Source organism: Microbacterium schleiferi (genome assembly GCF_015565955.1).
GTDB lineage: Bacteria > Actinomycetota > Actinomycetes > Actinomycetales > Microbacteriaceae > Microbacterium > Microbacterium schleiferi_A.
Window position 1 is genome coordinate 2,282,707 of record NZ_CP064760.1, and the last position, 18,053, is coordinate 2,300,759.

Sequence of the window (18,053 nt, forward strand, 5' to 3'; positions counted from 1 at the left end):
AATATCCGCGACCGCTGCCGATTCAGATCAGACGCGCACCCGGCACGGGTCCGTGCACGTGCAGCGCCGAGTATCCCGCCGCTGACAGCGTCACCTGCAGTTCGAGGGCCGACTCGAGATCCGCGGCCAGGAAGGCAACCGTTGGACCCGACCCCGACACGATCCCGGCGAGCGCGCCTGCCCGGTCGCCGAGGTCGAGAACGTCGCTGAGCTCGGGTCGCAGTGACAGTGCAGCCTCCTGCAGGTCGTTGTGCAGGTGACCGGCCAGATCCTCGGCGTCACCGGCTCGGAGAGCATGCAGGACACCGGTCGCGACAACCGGGTCGGCATCGTCGTCGTGGGGTCCAGCGGTCGGGGCGAGCCGGATGGCGCCGGTCGACGGATGCCCGATCGCCGCCGACCGGGTGCGCAGTCGGTCGAGTTCGCGGTACACGGCCGGGGTCGACAGCCCGCCCTCGGCGAGCACGATGACCCACTCGAAGCGGCCGGTGGCAAGCGCGGGGCTCAGCCGATCTCCTCGCCCGAGGCCGACAGCGGTTCCGCCCATCAGGGCGAACGGGACGTCTGCGCCGAGCCGCGCAGCGAGGCGCTGCAACTCCGCGGATCCCACCTCGGTACCCCAGAGCGCATCGCACGCGACGAGGACGGCAGCAGCATCCGCCGAGCCGCCGCCCATTCCGCCCGCGACCGGAACGTGCTTGTCGATGGTGAGGTGCACCCCACCCTCGTACCCGGTGTGTTGAGCGAGAATACGGGCGGCCCGCAGCGCGAGGTTGCGATCATCAAGGGGGACGGCGGAGACATCCACCGATCCGATGACCTCGAGTCGGAAGTCATTCGCCGGCACAGCCCAGACGTCTTCGAACAGCGACACCGCCTGGTAGGCCGACGCGACAGCGTGGTAGCCGTCATCGAGCAGCGGGCCGACTTCGAAGTAGACGTTGAGTTTACCCGGTGCCCGCACCCGGACCGCGTCGGAGCGAAGCGGTGCCGTCACGATGCCGCGGAATCCGCCCAGATCGGGCCAGACGGTGAGAGATCCACGCCGTCGGTGAGAGCGTCGATCTGCTCCAGCTCCTCGGTGTCGAAGGCCGGGCCCGCGACCGCGGCGAGGTTCTCGTCGAGCTGAGACGGACGCGACGCACCGATGAGCGCCGAGGTGACGACCGAGTCACGCAGCACCCACTGGATCGCCATCTGCGCAAGACTCTGGCCCCGCTGCCGCGCGATCTCATTGAGGCTTCCCAAGAGCGAGCTGCCGCGCTCTGACACACGATCCGCGGGGACGGAGTTGCGGTTCTGCGCGCGGTCGGCGGCCGCGCCGCCGAGGTACTTGTCGGTGAGGAGGCCCTGCGCGAGAGGCGTGAAGGCGATCGCGCCCAATCCTTCTTGACGCAGGACGCCGGTCAAGCCGTCCTCGACCCAGCGGTTGAGCATCGAGTACGACGGCTGGTGGATGACCAGTGGCGTCCCGAGGCTGCGAGCTACCGCGACGGCGATGGCGGTCTGCTCGGCCGAGTACGACGAGATTCCGACGTAGAGGGCCTTTCCTTGACGGACGAGCGTGTCGAGCGCTGCGATCGTTTCCTCGACGGGGGTCACCGGATCCATGCGGTGCGAGTAGAAGATGTCGACGTAGTCGAGTCCCATGCGCTGCAGCGACTGTTCGGCGCTCGCGAGGATGTATTTGCGGGATCCATAGTCACCGTAGGGCCCCGGCCACATGTCGTATCCGGCCTTCGACGAGATGATCAGCTCATCGCGGTAGCGCGCGAAGTCCTCGCGCATCATGCGGCCGAAGTTCGTCTCAGCAGACCCGTACGGCGGGCCGTAGTTGTTCGCCAGGTCGAAGTGGGTGATTCCCGAATCGAACGCGTGCCGCAGCAGCGCCCGCTGATTGTCGAATGGGATGTTGTCACCGAAGTTCCACCACAGCCCGAGCGAGATCGGCGGGAGGTAGAGACCCGAGGTACCCACCTGCCGATAGCCGGTGGTTGAGTAGCGGTCCTCGGATGCCGAGTAGGGGCGGTGAAGGTCGTTTCGGCTGCGCGAGAATCGCTGCTCTTCGGTCATGCTTCGAGGCTAGCGCGGCGCCGGGGAGGTTGCTCTCGCGATGCCCAGGAACTGCGTAGCCGTCAGCTCCTCGCCGCGAGCGGTCGGCGCGATTCCGGCACGTTCGAGCACGGCGGATGCCTCAGCCGCCGTGCCGCCGAGAACGCCGGCAAGCGCCTGACGCAGCATCTTGCGGCGCTGCTGGAACGCGGCGTCGATGATGCGGAAGGTCAGCATCCGTTCGTCTTCTGAGCCCAGCGGCTCGGCGCGTTCGAAGCCGACGAGCACGCTGTCGACGTTGGGCACGGGCCAGAAGACCTGCCGTGAGACCGTCCCGGCAAGCCGCCACGTCCCCCACCACGCCGCTTTGGCACTCGGCGCCCCGTACACCTTCGACCCCGGCGCGGCGGCAAGCCTCTCCCCTACTTCGGCCTGAACCATCACAACGCCGCGTGCGATGGAGCGGAAGGTCTCGAGGAAGTGCAGCAGCACCGGCACCGACACGTTGTACGGCAGGTTTGCCACGAGCACGGCGGGGTCTCCGGGCAGTTCGGTGACCCGCAGGGCATCCTGATCGAGGACCCGCAGCGCGCCGTCCGGCACGCCGTGCGCGGCCGCCGTTGCGGGCAGACGCTCGGCGAGGCGATGGTCGATCTCGACGGCGGTGACCTCGGCGCCGGTCTCGAGAATCGCGAGCGTCAGAGAGCCGAGACCGGGACCGACCTCGACGACGTGCTCGCCCTCCCGTACCCGGGCGAGGTGGACGATCTTGCGGACCGTGTTGGCGTCGACGACGAAGTTCTGTCCGAGTTTCTTCGTCGGGGTCATGTCGAGGTCTGCGGCAAGCGCCCGCACTTCCGCGGCGCCCAGGAGGGAGACGGGCATGCGTTCACTGTAGTTCGCCGGCGACGACGCGAGGCGACAGGTTCTCCCGCCCAAGGCTCTCCCGGGAGTACGGTGAGTCGCGTGACATCCTCATCTGACGCGCTCCCCACGGGGACGTTCTCTCTCAACAGTCCCTATGGTCGCCGGGCTATCGGCCTGTCCATCGCCGCTGCTGTCGGTGGATTCCTGTTCGGCTTCGATTCCTCGGTCGTCAATGGCGCGGTCGAGTCCATCCAGTCCGACTTCGCTCTCAACGATTTCGTGACCGGGTTCATCGTCGCCGTCGCCCTGTTGGGCTGCGCGGTCGGCGCCCTGACCGCCGGCAACCTCGCCGACAGGTGGGGGCGCCTGCGGGTGATGTTCCTCGGCGCCGTGATGTTCTTCATCAGCGCGATCGGTACCGGCCTCGCCTTCTCGGTGTGGGATCTGGGTCTGTGGCGCGTCGTCGGCGGTATCGGCATCGGCATCGCGTCCGTCGTCGCGCCCGCCTACATCGCCGAGGTCGCCCCTCGACAGATCCGCGGTGGCCTCGCGTCGCTGCAGCAGCTGGCGATCACGATCGGTATCTTCGCGGCGCTGCTCTCCGACGCCATGCTCGAGGGCATCGCGGGAGGCGCCGACAACGTCCTCTGGCTCGGTCTCGAGGCCTGGCGCTGGATGTTCCTGGTCGCTGTGATCCCCGCCGCCGTGTACGGCATCCTCTCGTTCACGGTGCCCGAGTCACCCCGCTACCTGATCAGCAAGGGCCGCAACGACGAGGCTCGGGCGATCTTCGCGAGACTCGTCCCGGCCGTCGACCTTGACAAGACGATGAACGATCTCATCACGGCGATCGAGACCGACAAGAAGAACGCGGGAGTCTCCATCCGCGGAAAGGCCCTGGGGCTGCAGCCGATCGTCTGGATCGGCATCATCCTGTCGGTGTTCCAACAGTTCGTCGGCATCAACGTGATCTTCTACTACTCGACGAGCCTGTGGAACTCGGTCGGCATGACCAACGCGCCCCTCATCAGCGTCTTCACGAGCGTCACGAACGTGCTGGTCACCCTGATCGCGATCTTCCTCGTCGACCGGGTCGGCCGAAAGCCGATCCTGTTGACGGGGTCCGTGCTCATGACCGTGTCGCTCGGCACGATGGCACTCGCGTTCACGTTCTCCGAGACGGTCAACGGCGAGGTCACGCTCCCCGGTGCGTGGGGTCCGCTCGCGCTCGTGGCCGCAAACCTGTTCGTGGTCGGCTTCGGCGCCTCGTGGGGGCCGCTCGTGTGGGTGCTGCTGGGCGAGATCTTCCCGAGCCGCATCCGCGGCAAGGCGCTCGGTGTCGCAGCCGGTGCGCAGTGGATCGCGAACTTCCTCATCACGATGAGCTTCCCCGTGATGTCGAGCTGGTCGCTGCCGCTCACCTACGGCATGTACGCGACCTTCGCCGCCCTCTCGTTCTTCTTTGTGTGGCTGCGCATCCCCGAGACCAAGGGGATGGAGCTCGAGCAGACCGAGACCCTCTTCACGCGGCCCAAGGCAAAGGCCAAGGCCTAGGTACCGTCAGGCGCGGGCTGCTGCGGCGGCCCGCGCTGCGGCGGGTAGGGCATCGAGGATGCGGTTCAGTGCCGCGTCATCGTGAGCTGCAGTGAGGAACCAGGCCTCGAACGCGGACGGCGGGAGAGAGACTCCCGCGTCGAGCATGGCGTGGAAGAAGGCCCGGTAGCGGAAGGATTCCTGTCGCACGGCGGTCTCATAGTTCTCGACGCCATCGGCCACCGGCTCGCCCCAGAACACACTGAACAGGTTCCCCGCGTGCTGGATGGCGTGCGGCACGCTTTCCCGGGTCAGCGCGTCGGCGACCGCGGTCGACAACTGCGCGGAGGCGGCGTCGAGCCGGGCGTAGACGTCGGCATCCGCGTGGCGCATCGTCTCAAGGCCGGCCGCGACCGCGACGGGGTTTCCCGAGAGCGTCCCGGCCTGATAGACGGGTCCGAGCGGTGCAAGCATGTCCATGACCTCGGCGCGACCGGACACGGCGGCGACGGGCAGTCCCCCGCCGACGACCTTTCCGAACGTGAACAGGTCGGGGGTGTACTGCTCGCCCACGGCGTCCTGGAGGCCCCAGAATCCGGCGGGGCCCACCCGGAAGCCCGTGAGCACCTCGTCGAGGATGAGCAGGGCGCCGTGCTCGTGGCAGGTGCGCGCCAGGAGCGCGTTGAAGCCTGGCTGCGGCGGCACGACGCCCATGTTGGCGGCCGCCGCCTCGGTGATGACGGCGGCGATGCGATCCGGATGCTGCGCGAACACTGCGGCGAGCGCCTCCGGGTCGTTGTAGGGGATGACGACGGTCTGCGCGGCAATCGCCTCGGGAACGCCCGCGGAGCCCGGAAGGGCGAGCGTGGCCAGGCCCGAACCGGCCTGCGCGAGGAGGCCGTCGGAGTGGCCGTGATAGTGGCCCGAGAACTTCACGACGAGGTCGCGGCGGGTGTATCCGCGGGCAAGGCGCACGGCGGTCATGGTCGCCTCGGTGCCGGTGGATACCAGACGCACGCGCTCGACGGCGGAGACACGGCCCGCGATGTGCTCGGCCAGCTCCGTCTCAGCCGGTGTGCTCGCTCCGAACGAGAGCCCTCGGGCGGCGGCAGCGGTGACGGCCTCGATCACGGCCGGATGGGCGTGGCCGAGGATCGCCGGGCCCCAGCTGGCGACGAGGTCCACGTACTCGCGGCCATCGGCATCCGTCACGTACGGCCCGCGGGCCGACACGAAGAACCGGGGCGTGCCGCCGACCGAGCCGAACGCGCGCACGGGCGAGTTGACGCCGCCCGGCATCGCGGCGCGGGCGCGGTCGAAGAGAGCGTCGTTGCCGGTGAGGGTGGATGCGTCGGTCATGCGTGGGCCTCCGGTGCGGTGGGGTGGGCGCTTCGCAGGCGGGCGGCGATCTCGAGGGCCCAGTAGGTGAGGATCGCGTCGGCGCCCGCGCGACGGATGCCGAGGACGGACTCCATGATGGCGCGGTCGCGGTCGATCGCCCCGGCCGCAGCGGCCAGCTCGATCATCGCGTACTCCCCCGACACCTGGTACGCCCAGACCGGCACGGACGAGCGCGCCGCAACCTCCGAGAGCACGTCGAGGTAGGGGCCGGCGGGCTTGACCATGACGATGTCGGCGCCCTCCTGGATGTCGATGGTCGCCTCAAGCACGCCTTCGCGGGCGTTGGCCGGGTCGAGCTGGTAGGTCTTGCGGTCACCGACGAGCGTGGACTCGACGGCGTCGCGGAACGGACCGTAAAACGCCGAGGCGTACTTGGCGGAGTATGCCAAGAGCACGACGTCGTCGCGGCCTGCGGCATCCAGCGCCGCCCGCACCGCCGCGACCTGACCGTCCATCATTCCCGACAGTCCGAGGATCTCCGCGCCGGCCTCTGCCTGCGCGAGCGCCATATCGGCGTAGCGTGCGAGGGTCGCGTCGTTGTCGACGCCACCGTGCGCGTCGAGGACGCCACAGTGGCCGTGGTCGGTGAATTCGTCGAGGCACAGATCCGCCTGGACCGTGAGGCGCCCGGCCGATGCGCGCGCGGCGACCCGGATGGCGCGGTTGAGGATGCCGTCAGGTTCCGTGGCCCCCGACCCCGTGGCATCCCGAGTCAGCGGCACGCCGAAGAGCATGATGCCGCCGATGCCGGCATCCGCTGCCGCATCCACGACCGCCGGCAGCGTGTCGAGGGTCTCTTGCCGTACCCCGGGCATCGTCGCGATCGGCTGCGGTTCGGCGCGCTCGGTGACGAACACGGGGAGGATGAGTGCGGATGCCGACAGCGTGTGCTCGGCGACAAGGCGGCGCATCGCCGGGCTCTGCCGCAACCGGCGCGGGCGGTGCGTGGGGAACGTGCTCATGGGCGGAACTCCAGAGGGACAGGTCGGCGGCGGGAGGGACAGGTCGGCGGCGGGAGGGGTCAGGTTGGGGGGAGAGCCAGGATGAGGGACTCTATTGACTGGTCGGGGGATGTCAGGGTGACGGGGAAGCCTCGGCGTTCGGCATCCTTCGTTGTGCCGGGGCCGAGAGACGCCAGCACCGCGTGCGGGGGGAACGTGCCGATCTGGTGAGCCAGTTCCCGCGCCACGCTCGTCGAGGTGATCAGCACCGTGTCGATCTCCCCCGATCGCACGCGGTCCCGCACCGCGGGGTCGAGGTCCACACCCACCGTGCGGTAGGCGATGCACACCTCGAGATCGTAGCCGCGCACCTCAAGCTCGTCGCTGACGACGGCCATCGCCAGGTCCGACCGCAGCACGAGGCACCGGCCCGTGCGCGTCGGATCGTGGAGCGCGCACCACTGATCGATCATGGTGGCCGCCGACGAACGGCCGGCAGGGACGAAATCGACGTCGTATCCGGCATCGATCACCGCCCGCGCGGTCGCACGCCCCACCGCGGCGATGTGCGTCCCCGCCGAGATGTCCACGCCCGCCGCGTGCAACTGCTCGACGCTGGCGGCACTCGTGAGAAACACCCACTCGTACGCCCCCTCAGCGACCCCCGCGAAGGCGCGGTCCCGAGCAGCGAGGTCGCGCGGGTCGGTCGTGCGGATGAGCGGGGCGATGACGGGCGTCGCGCCGCGGCCTGCGAGGAGGCGCGCCACGCGCTCCCCCCACGCGCCACCCCGAGGCACGAGGACACACCGTCCCGCCAGCGCCGCGGCGCCATCGTCCGCCGGCATTGGGGTGGTCACGAGAATGTCCCGCCCTCCGCCAGCTCGTCGACGCCGCGGGCGCGCAGTTCCGCCACGATGCGGGCGGCGAACGCGGCTCGTCCCGCCGGCTCGGCGACGAGGGATGCGGGAACAACATCCTCGACACGGATGCTGTGCCCACCGTCGTGGCGATACACCTGCGCGAGGAGCGCGACGGCGTCGCCGCCCTCTCGGGCGGATATCCCGACAGGGGCCGCGCAGCCGGCCTCCAGCTCGGCGAGCACGGCGCGTTCCACGAGAGCGGTCAGCTCCGCGTGAGGGTCGTTGAGTGCCCGCAGGAGCGTGCCGAGCTCGGCGGCGAGCTGGTCGGTGCGCATCTCGATCGCCAGGGCTCCCTGACCGGCAGAGCTCGGCCACTGGCCCAGATCGAAGGTCTCGCGGATCTCGCCGTCGCGACCGATGCGTCGCAGCCCCGCCTCCGCAAGCACGATGGCGTCGTAGTCGCCGTCCGCGACCTTCCGCAGTCGCGTGTCGACGTTGCCGCGGATGTCGGTGACGACGAGGTCGGGGCGGCGGCTGAGAACCTGAGCTGCCCGGCGCGGAGAGCCGGTGCCGACGCGCGCGCCGGCGGGAAGCGCCGCGAGGCCCGCAGCATCCTGCGTGCACAGGGCATCACGGGCACTCTCGCGCTCGGGCACCGCGATCAACGTGATCCCGGGATACGCCGCATTCGGGAGGTCCTTCAGGGAGTGGACGATGAAGTCGCACTCCCCCGCCAGCAGCGACTCGCGCAGGGCCGTCGCAAACACCCCGGTCCCGCCGAGGGAAGCCAGGGGCCCTGTCGCGGTGTCGCCGTGCGTCGTCACGGAAACGAGCTCGACGGGACGACCCGAGGCTGACCTCAGCAGCTCGGCAACCGTCCCCGACTGGGTCATTGCGAGCGCGCTGCCGCGGGTTCCGAGCCGCAGCGGTGCGCCCGTCACGGTGCCAGCCCCGCGAGAGCGGGCCGGAAGCCCAGGCGGGCGTTCTCGCAGCATCCGGGGCGGCACACATCGAACCAGGGCCCGAGGGATGTCGCACGCTGGCGCTCGATCGCGGGAGTCCCTTCGAGACGCTCGCGGACCAGGTCTACCAGCCCCGCCACATACAGGGGCGAGATGCCGGGCGTCGCGGTGCGCACCGGAACGAGACCGACCTCCTGCGCGGTCTCGACAGCTTCGGTGTCGAGGTCCCACATGACCTCCATGTGGTCGCTCACGAACCCGAGCGGCACGATGAGCACCCCGCGTCGCCCCTTCTCGGGGAGCGTCCGGATCGCATCGTTCACGTCAGGCTCAAGCCACGGCATCGACGGCGGTCCCGACCGGCTCTGATACACCAGCTGCCACGACGTGTCGATGCCCAGGCGCCGCACGATCTGCTCGGCGACGGCCAGGTGCTGGGCAGCGTACGCGCCGCCGTGACCGAAGTCGCGGTCGCGAGGGCCAGAGCGCTCGGCATCCGCAGCGGGAATCGAGTGGGTGGAGAAGAGGATCTCGATCTCGGCGGGGTCCTCGATCCCCTGCGCGCGCAGGTGTCCCAGTCCGTCACGGATCCCGTCGACGAAGGAATCCACGAACCCGGGGTGGTCGAAGAACTGGCCGATCTTGTCGATCTGCAGCTCTTCCCCGAGGCCCGTCGCCTCGAGCGCGTCGGCGAGGTCTTCGCGGTATTGCCGGCACGAGGAGTACGAGCTGTAGGCACTGGTGGCAAGGGCCAGGATGCGGCGATGTCCGTCGGCGTGCAGCTGCGTTACCGCGTCGGCAACGTACGGCATCCAGTTGCGATTTCCCCCGTACACGGGCAGGTCGATGCCGCGATCGGCGAGCTCGGCTTCGAGAGCCGCGACGAGCGCCCGGTTCTGCGCGTTGATGGGCGAGACACCGCCGAAGTGGCGGTAGTGGTGGGCGACCTCCTCGAGCCGCTCATCGGGGATCCCGCGCCCGGCGGTCACGTTGCGAAGGAACGGGATGACGTCCTCTTGTCCCTCCGGGCCCCCGAAGCCCAGGAGCAGCAGCGCGTCGTAGGGGACGGGCTCCTCGACGTGGGCGGGTCCGCTGGCCGCGGCGGGCGTTGCCCCGCACACCGCCGCGCCCGGCGCGCAGTAGGCCCCGGCCGCGTGCGGGGGCTTAGGTCGGAAGGTCTGCTCAGTCATGAGAGCACCTCCAGCAGCTCCTCGACCTCGACGCGGCGGCCCGTGTAGAACGGCACCTCTTCGCGCACGTGACGGCGGGCGTCGGTGGCGCGAAGATCGCGCATCAGGTCCACAAGGCTCAGGAGGTTGTCGCTCTCGAGCGGCAGCAGCCACTCGTAGTCGCTGAGCGCGAAGGTCGAGACCGTGTTGGCGACGACATCGCGGAACACGCTGCCCTTACGGCCGTGCTCGGCGAGCATCGCGGAGCGCTCCTCCTCCGGCAGCAGGTACCACTCGTAGCTGCGCACGAACGGATACAGGCACAGCCACGCGCGCGGGCTCTCACCGCGCAGGTACCCGGGCACGTGGCGCTTGTTGAACTCCGCCTCGCGGTGCACACCCATCGCACTCCACACCAGGTGGGCGTCCCAGAGCGGCTCTGTCCGGCGCAGCCGGCGCAGCGCCGCTTGCACCGCCGCGGGGTCTTCGCCGTGCAGCCACACCATCAGGTCGGCGTCCGCGCGCATGCCGGTCACGTCATAGAGGCCGCGGAGGGTCACACCGCTGCCGGGGAGCGTCTCGATGGCCGCGGCGAGATCGGACACGTCGCTGCGCTGCAGGCGCGGCACCGACAACACCGCGAACAGCGTGTAGCCCAATCCGATCTGCGAAGCCTCGTCGGCGGAGTGGGAGTCGGATGCGGGTGCCGCGGCGGGGGCGGTCACGGGTTCGGATGCGGTCACGGTTCCTCCTGTCGGATTGGTCGGTGTCACGGTTCGGTGGACGTCAGTGGGCGGGGGCAAGGGCGTGCGCGGCGATCACATCGGCGGCGACGGCGCGGGCGTGCGGGATGACGGCGGCAAGTCCCGTCCCGGCGACGGCAGCGCCAGTCAGGTGCACGCCGGGGCGTGGTGCCGGCGGCTCTGCGCCGGAGGCGGATGCCGCATCCCAGCGACCCACGCGAAGTTCACGGATCGACCCCGGCGCAAGAGACACGCCCGTGATCCGGCTCGCGTCCGCGGCGACGCTCTCTTCGTCGAAGCGTGCGGTCTCGGCGTCGCGTGCCGACACCCTCACGAGATGCTCATGGGGCGGGAGCGCCTCATCGAGCCACTCCCACTTCGCGTTTGCGTGGGTCATGGCCTTCGTCTGCCCCGGCACCGCGTCGGCGACGAGAGCACCGGTGCCGACCGGATGCCGATCCAGCGCGGGAGCGTGGAGGCGGGCGATTGCGAGATGCACGGGAGCCTGCGGCGCGCTCTGCCCGTCGCCGGTCAGGCGATCGATCTCTGCGCGACCTGTCGCCAGCACCAAGGCACCGGCGCGCACGGTTCCGTGCATGGTGCGCACCGTGACGCCGGAGTCGGCGCTGTCGATCTGGGCGACGGTCGTCTCCGTCTCGATCATCACCCCCTGCGCGCGGGCGCGGGCCGCGAGCGCGTCGGCGAGGCGCCACAGACCGCCGCGGATACCGGCGACGGCGCTGCCCGGCCGCGCACCGGTGGTGACGAGATCGGCCACGGCGGCGGTGAGTGAACCGCTCTGCTGGAACCTCGCCCACAGCTGCGGGTGAATGCGGGACAACTGCAGCCTGTCGGCCGGCGTCGAGTACACGCCCCGGCACACGGTGTCCACGATGGTGGCCGCCAGCGGTGCGCCGAGACGGTCGGCGACGAGCGCGTGGAAGGAGGGTTCGGACGCGGGCACGGGGAGGATTTTCTCTGTCGCCCCGGGGACGAGTGCTCGAACATCCTCGGCAGCGGGGTCGGCGGGGATGCCGAGGATGCTCCGACTCGGCAGCGGAGCGCGACGCACGGCGCCTCCCTCATCGGACACGACCAGCCAGGCGCCGGTCGGATCGGGTTCGACGATCTCCACCGGCAGCGACAACTGTGCGATGAGCGCGGGAACCGCGTCGGTGCGGGTCGCAAAGGACTCCGCACCCGCGTCGACGAGGATGCCGTCCCCGACGGCCGCGGGCGCGAGCATCCCGCCGACCCGCGCGGACCGCTCGAGGACGACGGTGCGAAGCCCCGCCGCGCTCGCCTCGACGGCCACCACGAGCCCGGCGATGCCGCCGCCGACGATGCAGAGGTCGACGTCGGCGGCAGCCTCGGCGTGGGGGTTGCTCATGCGGCATCCGTGCGCTCGTGCACGCGGCGCACGAGTCGGGTGAGCACGTCGGGGTCGGTCTCGGGAGGGACCCCGTGACCCAGGTTGAAAATGTGCGCCCGCGCGGCGCGCCCCTCTTCCAGAATGCGGTCGGTGGCCTCGTCCAGGACCGCGGGCGGGGCGAACAGCAGCGCGGGGTCGAGGTTGCCCTGCACGGTGACGTCGGCATCCAGGCGCGTCAGGGCGTCATCGAGCGCGACGCGGTGATCGATGCCCACGATGTCAAGATCGAGGGTCGCGATGTCGGCGAGCAGGTCACCGGTTCCCACGCCGAAGTGCGCGAGCGGAATGTGGGCGAGGCCCGATCCCGCGGGCGGGCGGACGGCGCGCACGTGGTCGAGGGTCGCGCGAGAGGCGGGGAGCGCCGCCGCCCGATAGACCGAGGGAGCAAGAGATCCGGCCCAGGAGTCGAACAACTGCACGCTGCTCGCCCCGGCTGCCACCTGCACCTGGAGGAAGACGCCACTGATCTGGGCGAGCCACGCGGTGAGGTCCGCCCATGCGGCCGGATCCTCGTGAATAAGGCGGCGAGCGCGCAGGTGGTCCTTGGACGGCCCGCCTTCGACGAGGTAGGCGGCGAGGGTGAACGGCGCGCCGGCGAACCCGATGAGCGGGATCGGCTCGCCCCACGAGGCGCTCTCCTGCGCGAGCATCTCCGTCGTGCGGGCAACGGCATCCGCGATGGGCTCTGACCGCTCGCGGATGCGCTCGGGATCGATGGCGGTGAGCTGCGCGACCTGCGCGGCGGTGCGCACCGGGTCGGTGAACACCGGGCCCCGCCCGGGAACGATCTGGACGTCGACTCCCGCGAGCACGAGGGGCACGACGATGTCGCTGAAGAAGATCGCGGCATCCACCCCGTGCCGGCGCACCGGCTGGAGCGTGATCTCGCTCACGAGGGCGGGATCCAGGCACGCGTCGAGCATGGACTGCCCCTGCCGCAGCGCGCGGTACTCGGGCAGCGAGCGGCCGGCTTGCCGCATGAACCAGACGGGGGTGACATCCGGCCGGTCGCCGAGGCTCGCGCGAAGGAGACGGGAGCTCCGGGTCGCGTGCGCAACGAGCGGATGCTGATCACTGAGCTGCATAGGTCCCTCACCGGCAGAAAGCACGGCTGGTCGTCGATGGCGGGCGCGGATCCGCGCCGGAGTTAATCGATATACTAACTGCTGGTCACGCTGCCGGGCACTCGGCTGGGCACGACGACCGAGACGCGCGAACGAAAGGGGAATGCCGGTGCTGGTCTGCCTTTCGGCGAATCATCGGGCGACACCCTTCGACGCCCTCGAGCGACTCTCGTCCGTCGGCGAAGACCTCCGCGAGGGCGTGCCGCTGGCGCACGAATCGATCGGTGGCGCCGTCGTGCTGGCCACCTGCAATCGCTTCGAGGCCTACCTCGACGTCGACGTTCAGGACGATGTCTCGCCCGAGTCCGCGGTCGATGCCGCACTCTCCGAGATCGCCCGCACCTCGGGGATCGGCTTCCGCGAGCTGCACGATTCCATCGACGTCACGGTGGGCAACCGCGTCGCCCACCATCTGTTCGCGGTGGCCTCGGGGCTCGAGTCGGTTGTCGTCGGCGAAGACGAGATCGCCGGGCAGGTACGCCGCGCCTACGACGATGCCCGGTCGTCCGGCATGACCACCCGCTCGCTGGAGCACCTCTTCGACCGCGCAAGCGAGACCTCGCGCGCCGTGAAGAACTCGACGCAGCTCGGCGAATCCGGCAGATCGCTCGTGCGCCTCGCGCTCGAACTCGCCTCCTCGCGCATCACCGACTGGGCCGCAGCCCGCGTCCTCCTCGTGGGAACGGGGCGCTACGCCGCCGCCGCCCTCGCTGCCCTCCGCGTGCGCGGCGCGGGCGACGTCCGCGTTCTCTCGGGTTCAGGCCGCGGCGCGACGTTCGCCGCACGCCACGGGCTGGTCGCGGTGGATCCCACAGCTGCGGACGGTGACCTCGCACAAGCCGACGTCATCGTCACGTGCACGACGCGGGAAGCCCTCGATGCCGCCCGCCTCTCGGCCGCGCGGGAACGCAGCGCCGCAGCCAACGAACACGTCCTGATCATCGACCTCGGGATGCCGCGCAACGTCGCCCCCGATGTGCAGAATCTCACCGGTGTTGAGCTCCTCGACCTCGACACCATCCGCATCCATGCCCCGATCGACGAGATCGCCTCCCTCGCCGATGCGCGGGCGCTCGTGAGCGCTGCCGCTACCCGCCACGCGAGCGTGCGGCGCGTGCACGATGTCGCCCCCGCGGTGCTCGCGGCGCGTGGCTGGGTGCAGCAGCTTCTGGATGCCGAGATCACGCGCCTTCCGACCCGGAACGGTGCGCCGGCACCCGAGTCCGAGCGAGCCCTGCGCCATTTTGCCGGCGTGATCATGCATCACCTCGTGGCACGCGGTCATACGCTGGCAGCATCCGGCGAAGGAGACCGGTGGAGCCGCGCGATCGACACGGTCTTCCCCTCCTCGGATGCCGCGGCCGCGGCGCCGTCCTCCCCCGCTACCGACACCCGACCACCTACCGCAGACTGCGCCTGACCCTCCGGGAACGACATGCCTCGGCACAGCGACGACGTCTCCGCATCCGTGGCACCCCTGCGCCCCACCCTCAAAGACGTCGCCGCGCGAGCGGGAGTGTCCACCGCGGCGGTCAGCCAAGCCCTGAACGATCGCGGCACGCTGCGCGCCGAGACGCGTCAGCGCATCCTCGATGTCGCCACCGAGCTCGGCTACGCGCCTGACCGGTACGCGGCAGCTCTCCGACGGGGGCGCACGATGTCGATCGGCTACGTCGCCGGGGCGCCGCCGGCAGCGGAGCGCGAGGCTGCCCAGGCACAGTACGCGATGCGACAGCTCTCCGCGCTCTGCGAAGCCGCCGCAACTCATGGCTTCACCGTCACGGTGCTTCCCTCCTCGCACCCGGAGCTGCTCCGAAGCGCCCGCGTCGACGCCGTCTACGCGCCGGACGCACGCGAGAGCGACGCGATCGTCGAGCTCGCTGCCTCCTCGCGCATCCCGCTCATCACGAACGACCTCCCGCTGCCCGCGAACACCGGCATCTGGATTCGCACGGGGTACGAAGAGGCCACCCGCGCGGCCCTCGACCTTCTCGCCGCGGGCGGGGCCGGCCGCATCGGACTGCTGACGGAAGGTCCGGGCGCCCGACGCCTCGAGATCGGTGAACACATCTACCGGGCGTGGTGCGCCGAACACGACCAGGATCCCGCGGTCGTGCACGTCGAGCCTGACCGTCGCGAATTGACCGGAAGCGTCCGTGAACTCCTTCGTCAGGGCGCCGACGCTGTCTTCTCCTATGCCCAGGAGGGTCCGGCTCTTTTCGTGGAGCTGTCCGCGCACAAGATCGTGCTCCCCCGAGACCTCCAGCTCGTCGCGCTCTGCCTCCACGACTGTGCGATGAACGCGCGACTGGGTGTCACCCATGTCTGCGTGCACCCTGAGGCCGCCCCGGCCCTCCTGCTGCCCCCGCTCCTGGCTGCACTGGACGGTGGGGAGGACCCGCACTCGCCGATCGTGCTGCCCTGGGGTCTGGTCGGTGGATCCACGACCCTCGCCCCGGTGGCGACCCGAGCTCAGGCGAAGGCGCCGTAGACCTCGACGGTGTTGGCGGCGATCTGAGCCGCCAGCTCGGCCACGGGCATCTCCAGCTCCGCGGCCATGAACCGCACGGTGATGGGCACCAGGTACGGAGCGTTCGGACGACCGCGGTGCGGAACCGGCGTGAGGAAGGGAGCGTCGGTTTCGACCAGGATGCGCTCCCGAGGCGTCACGGCGAGCGCATCCCGCAGGTTCTGCGCGTTCTTGAAGGTGACGTTGCCGGCAAAGGAGAGGTAGTAGCCGCGGTCGGCGGCGATGCGCGCCATCTCGGCATCCCCGAGAAGCAGTGGAACACGGTCTTCTCGGGTGCACCCTCACGCTCGAGCACGCGAAGGACCTCGTCGTGCGCGTCGCGGTCATGGATCTGCATCGCGATCCCGTGTTTCTTGGCCAGGGCGATGTGCGCTTCGAACGACCGGTACTGGGCAGGCTGGCCGTCGGCATCCGTGCGGAAGAAATCGAGCCCGGTCTCGCCGATCGCTCGCACGCGCGGATGCGCAGCCAGCTCGTCGATGACCGCGATCGCCTCGTCCAGGCCCCCGGATGCCTCGTAGACCGGGGTCTCATTCGGGTGGATCGCGACAGCCGCGAGAACCTGCGGATGGTTCTCCGCCGCCCACACCGCCCAGCGCGAGGACTCGACATCGCCGGATGCCTGCACGACACCGGCGATCCCGACGGCTGCCGCGCGGGCGAGCTGCTCGTCGAGGGTCAACGGGTCCTCGCCGTCGACGATCTCAAGGTGGCAGTGGTTGTCGTAGACCGGGACCTCGAGGGGTTCGGGCCGGTCGGGGTAGGTGAGATCGCGCCGCCCGGACGCGGATCGCTCCCGCACGTAGGCGCTCGGGTCCTCAGCCATGTCGTTTCGCCCGCATCAGGCTTACTGCTCCACGCGGGGGAACAGCGGCGCCAGACCGTTGACCGAGGTCCCCGGCTTCAGCAGGCCCCACACGCCGGCCTCGCGCAGCGGCTGGTCCTGCAGGCGCCCGAGCGTCTCGGCGGCGCCGAGCGCGATCCACAGCTTCTCCGTCGCGACCGGCATCACCGGTGAGAGCAACTGGGCGAGCGCCCGCAGCCCCTCCGCGGCGGTGTACAGCACGGTCTCCAGGCGGGTGCGCTTGGCGTCGTCCTTCGCGAGAGCCCACGGCTCGTTCTCGGTGATGTAGCCGTTGAGCTCGTCCACGATCGTCCAGATCGCGGTGATCGCCTCATCGATCCGGAAACGCTCGATGGCGGCATCCGCGTTGGTCGCAGCCTCGGCGACGACACGCTGGATCGCGAGATCGGCATCCGTGTACTGCGCCGGCGGCGGCACAATGCCCTCGAAGTAGCGCTCGATCATCGCGATCGTGCGCGATGCGAGGTTTCCGAAACCGTTCGCGAGCTCCGCCTGGTAGCGGGCCGACAGGTCCTCCCACGAGAACGACCCGTCCTGACCGAACGCGATAGCCGAGAGGAAATAGAAGCGGTACGCATCCGAACCGAAGACATCGGTGATCTCGGTCGGCGCGATACCGGTGAGCTTGGACTTCGACATCTTCTCGCCGCCCACGAGCAACCAGCCGTGCGCAAACACCCCGCGGGGCACCTCGACGCCGGCGGCCATGAGCATCGCGGGCCAGATGACGGCGTGGAAGCGCAGGATGTCTTTTCCGACGACGTGGTAGGCCGGCCACCGCCTCGCGAACTGCTCGGGGTCGGAGCCGTAGCCGACGGCCGTCGCATAGTTCAGCAGCGCGTCGACCCACACGTAGATGACGTGCGAGGGGTCCCAGGGCACCTTGATGCCCCAGTCGAAGGTCGACCGCGAGATCGAGAGGTCCTTCAGGCCGCTACGCACGAAGGAGGCGACCTCGTTGCGCGCCGACTCGGGACGCACGAAATCGGGCACCGTCTTGTAGAGCTCCAGCAGCCGGTCCTGGAACTCGCTGAGCTTGAAGAAGTAGTTCTTCTCCTGCAGCAGCTCCAGCGGCTTGGAGTGGATCGCGCAGACCTTGAGCCCCTCGAACGCGCCAGTGCCATCCTGGATCTCGGCCTCGGTCTTGAACTCCTCACAGCCGACACAATAGAGCGCCTCGAACTCGCCGGCGTAGATGTAGCCGTTGTCGTAGATCGCCTGCACGAACTGCGTCACGCGCTCCTCGTGACGAGCCTGCGTGGTGCGGATGAAGTCGTCGTTGGCGACATCCAGGGTGCGCAGCAGCGGAAACCACGACTCCCCCACGAGCCGATCGACCCACTCCTGCGGGGTCGCACCGTTGGCCGCAGCAGCCCGCAGCATCTTCTGGCCGTGCTCGTCGGTTCCCGTCAGCATCCAGGTGTCGTCACCGGACTGACGGTGCCAGCGGGCAAGCGTGTCCACGGCGACCGTCGTATACCCGTGGCCGATGTGCGGGACATCGCTCGGGTAATAGATCGGCGTCGTGATGTAGAAGGAACTGCCGGAACTCACCCGAGAAGTCTAGTTCGGGC

Annotated in this window: 15 protein-coding genes and 1 pseudogene; 3 read left to right on the plus strand and 13 right to left on the minus strand. The window is 69.8% G+C overall.

What is annotated here, in order from left to right; genetic code table 11:
• Positions 1-22 precede the first annotated feature (22 nt).
• Genes IT882_RS11060 through rsmA form a run of 3 tightly spaced genes read right to left on the minus strand, consistent with a single transcriptional unit; the run spans position 23 to position 2,937 of the window.
• Positions 23-1,000 (minus strand): 4-(cytidine 5'-diphospho)-2-C-methyl-D-erythritol kinase, encoded by a 978-nt coding sequence (locus IT882_RS11060; protein ID WP_418887794.1) that lies wholly within the window; start codon positions 998-1,000, stop codon positions 23-25.
• A complete protein-coding gene (locus tag IT882_RS11065; RefSeq protein ID WP_195691901.1) occupies positions 994-2,073 on the minus strand; it encodes an aldo/keto reductase in 1,080 nt (359 codons plus the stop codon). The genes IT882_RS11060 and IT882_RS11065 overlap by 7 nt, the downstream gene beginning before the upstream one ends.
• Before the next feature lie 9 nt (positions 2,074-2,082).
• Positions 2,083-2,937 carry a 16S rRNA (adenine(1518)-N(6)/adenine(1519)-N(6))-dimethyltransferase RsmA gene (rsmA, locus tag IT882_RS11070; protein WP_195691902.1) on the minus strand — a complete coding sequence of 285 codons (855 nt, stop codon included), beginning with the start codon at positions 2,935-2,937 and terminating at the stop codon, positions 2,083-2,085.
• A gap of 81 nt (positions 2,938-3,018) precedes the next feature.
• Here rsmA and IT882_RS11075 point away from each other — a divergent pair, with 81 nt between their 5' ends.
• The gene (locus IT882_RS11075; protein ID WP_195691903.1) at positions 3,019-4,473 is read left to right on the plus strand and encodes a sugar porter family MFS transporter; all 1,455 of its coding nucleotides are present in this window, start codon (positions 3,019-3,021) and stop codon (positions 4,471-4,473) included.
• A gap of 6 nt (positions 4,474-4,479) precedes the next feature.
• On the opposite strand, the gene hemL is transcribed toward IT882_RS11075, so the two are convergent.
• From hemL to hemE, 8 genes are read right to left on the minus strand one after another with little or no spacing between them, the layout of a single operon-like run.
• Positions 4,480-5,811: a glutamate-1-semialdehyde 2,1-aminomutase gene (hemL, locus tag IT882_RS11080; RefSeq protein ID WP_195691904.1), complete on the minus strand. Its 1,332-nt coding sequence runs from the start codon at positions 5,809-5,811 to the stop codon at positions 4,480-4,482.
• Positions 5,808-6,815 carry a porphobilinogen synthase gene (gene hemB, locus IT882_RS11085; RefSeq protein WP_195691905.1) on the minus strand — a complete coding sequence of 336 codons (1,008 nt, stop codon included), beginning with the start codon at positions 6,813-6,815 and terminating at the stop codon, positions 5,808-5,810. The genes hemL and hemB overlap by 4 nt, the downstream gene beginning before the upstream one ends.
• 59 nt (positions 6,816-6,874) lie before the next feature.
• Positions 6,875-7,651, minus strand: a complete 777-nt coding sequence (locus IT882_RS11090) for a uroporphyrinogen-III synthase (RefSeq protein ID WP_229382075.1) — start codon at positions 7,649-7,651, stop codon at positions 6,875-6,877.
• Positions 7,648-8,595 carry a hydroxymethylbilane synthase gene (hemC, locus tag IT882_RS11095; RefSeq protein WP_267490522.1) on the minus strand — a complete coding sequence of 316 codons (948 nt, stop codon included), beginning with the start codon at positions 8,593-8,595 and terminating at the stop codon, positions 7,648-7,650. The genes IT882_RS11090 and hemC overlap by 4 nt, the downstream gene beginning before the upstream one ends.
• The gene (locus IT882_RS11100) at positions 8,592-9,806 is read right to left on the minus strand and encodes a ferrochelatase (protein ID WP_195691907.1); all 1,215 of its coding nucleotides are present in this window, start codon (positions 9,804-9,806) and stop codon (positions 8,592-8,594) included. The genes hemC and IT882_RS11100 overlap by 4 nt, the downstream gene beginning before the upstream one ends.
• On the minus strand, positions 9,803-10,528 hold the full coding sequence (gene hemQ, locus IT882_RS11105) for a hydrogen peroxide-dependent heme synthase (RefSeq protein WP_418887749.1): 726 nt from the start codon (positions 10,526-10,528) through the stop codon (positions 9,803-9,805). Before hemQ ends, IT882_RS11100 begins: the two co-directional genes overlap by 4 nt.
• Positions 10,529-10,571: 43 nt before the next feature.
• The gene (locus IT882_RS11110; RefSeq protein ID WP_195691908.1) at positions 10,572-11,918 is read right to left on the minus strand and encodes a protoporphyrinogen/coproporphyrinogen oxidase; all 1,347 of its coding nucleotides are present in this window, start codon (positions 11,916-11,918) and stop codon (positions 10,572-10,574) included.
• Complete coding sequence (hemE, locus tag IT882_RS11115) at positions 11,915-13,045, minus strand: uroporphyrinogen decarboxylase (RefSeq protein WP_195691909.1); 1,131 nt, start codon at positions 13,043-13,045, stop codon at positions 11,915-11,917. Before hemE ends, IT882_RS11110 begins: the two co-directional genes overlap by 4 nt.
• A gap of 142 nt (positions 13,046-13,187) precedes the next feature.
• Here hemE and IT882_RS11120 point away from each other — a divergent pair, with 142 nt between their 5' ends.
• Entirely contained in the window at positions 13,188-14,504 is a 1,317-nt protein-coding gene (locus tag IT882_RS11120) for a glutamyl-tRNA reductase (RefSeq protein ID WP_418887750.1), read from the plus strand.
• 15 nt (positions 14,505-14,519) lie between these two features.
• Positions 14,520-15,575: a LacI family DNA-binding transcriptional regulator gene (locus IT882_RS11125; protein WP_195691911.1), complete on the plus strand. Its 1,056-nt coding sequence runs from the start codon at positions 14,520-14,522 to the stop codon at positions 15,573-15,575.
• On the opposite strand, the pseudogene IT882_RS11130 reads toward IT882_RS11125, so the two are convergent.
• Both IT882_RS11130 and metG read right to left on the minus strand, forming a co-directional pair.
• Positions 15,557-16,440, minus strand: a pseudogene (locus IT882_RS11130) (TatD family hydrolase). The gene IT882_RS11125 and the pseudogene IT882_RS11130 sit on opposite strands and share 19 nt — an antisense overlap.
• 21 nt (positions 16,441-16,461) lie before the next feature.
• Complete coding sequence (gene metG, locus IT882_RS11135) at positions 16,462-18,033, minus strand: methionine--tRNA ligase (RefSeq protein ID WP_195691912.1); 1,572 nt, start codon at positions 18,031-18,033, stop codon at positions 16,462-16,464.
• Between the last annotated feature and the right edge of the window lie 20 nt (positions 18,034-18,053).

Bases quoted from the DNA above. Each gene is read 5' to 3' on its own strand.
- hemE (WP_195691909.1), bottom strand. From the start codon at position 13,045: ATGCAGCTCAGTGATCAGCATCCGCTCGTTGCGCACGCGACCCGGAGC.
- IT882_RS11110 (WP_195691908.1), bottom strand. From the start codon at position 11,918: ATGAGCAACCCCCACGCCGAGGCTGCCGCCGACGTCGACCTCTGCATC.
- IT882_RS11125 (WP_195691911.1), top strand. From the start codon at position 14,520: ATGCCTCGGCACAGCGACGACGTCTCCGCATCCGTGGCACCCCTGCGC.
- rsmA (WP_195691902.1), bottom strand. From the start codon at position 2,937: ATGCCCGTCTCCCTCCTGGGCGCCGCGGAAGTGCGGGCGCTTGCCGCA.
- IT882_RS11120 (WP_418887750.1), top strand. From the start codon at position 13,188: ATGCCGGTGCTGGTCTGCCTTTCGGCGAATCATCGGGCGACACCCTTC.
- hemB (WP_195691905.1), bottom strand. From the start codon at position 6,815: ATGAGCACGTTCCCCACGCACCGCCCGCGCCGGTTGCGGCAGAGCCCG.
- IT882_RS11100 (WP_195691907.1), bottom strand. From the start codon at position 9,806: ATGACTGAGCAGACCTTCCGACCTAAGCCCCCGCACGCGGCCGGGGCC.
- hemL (WP_195691904.1), bottom strand. From the start codon at position 5,811: ATGACCGACGCATCCACCCTCACCGGCAACGACGCTCTCTTCGACCGC.
- IT882_RS11065 (WP_195691901.1), bottom strand. From the start codon at position 2,073: ATGACCGAAGAGCAGCGATTCTCGCGCAGCCGAAACGACCTTCACCGC.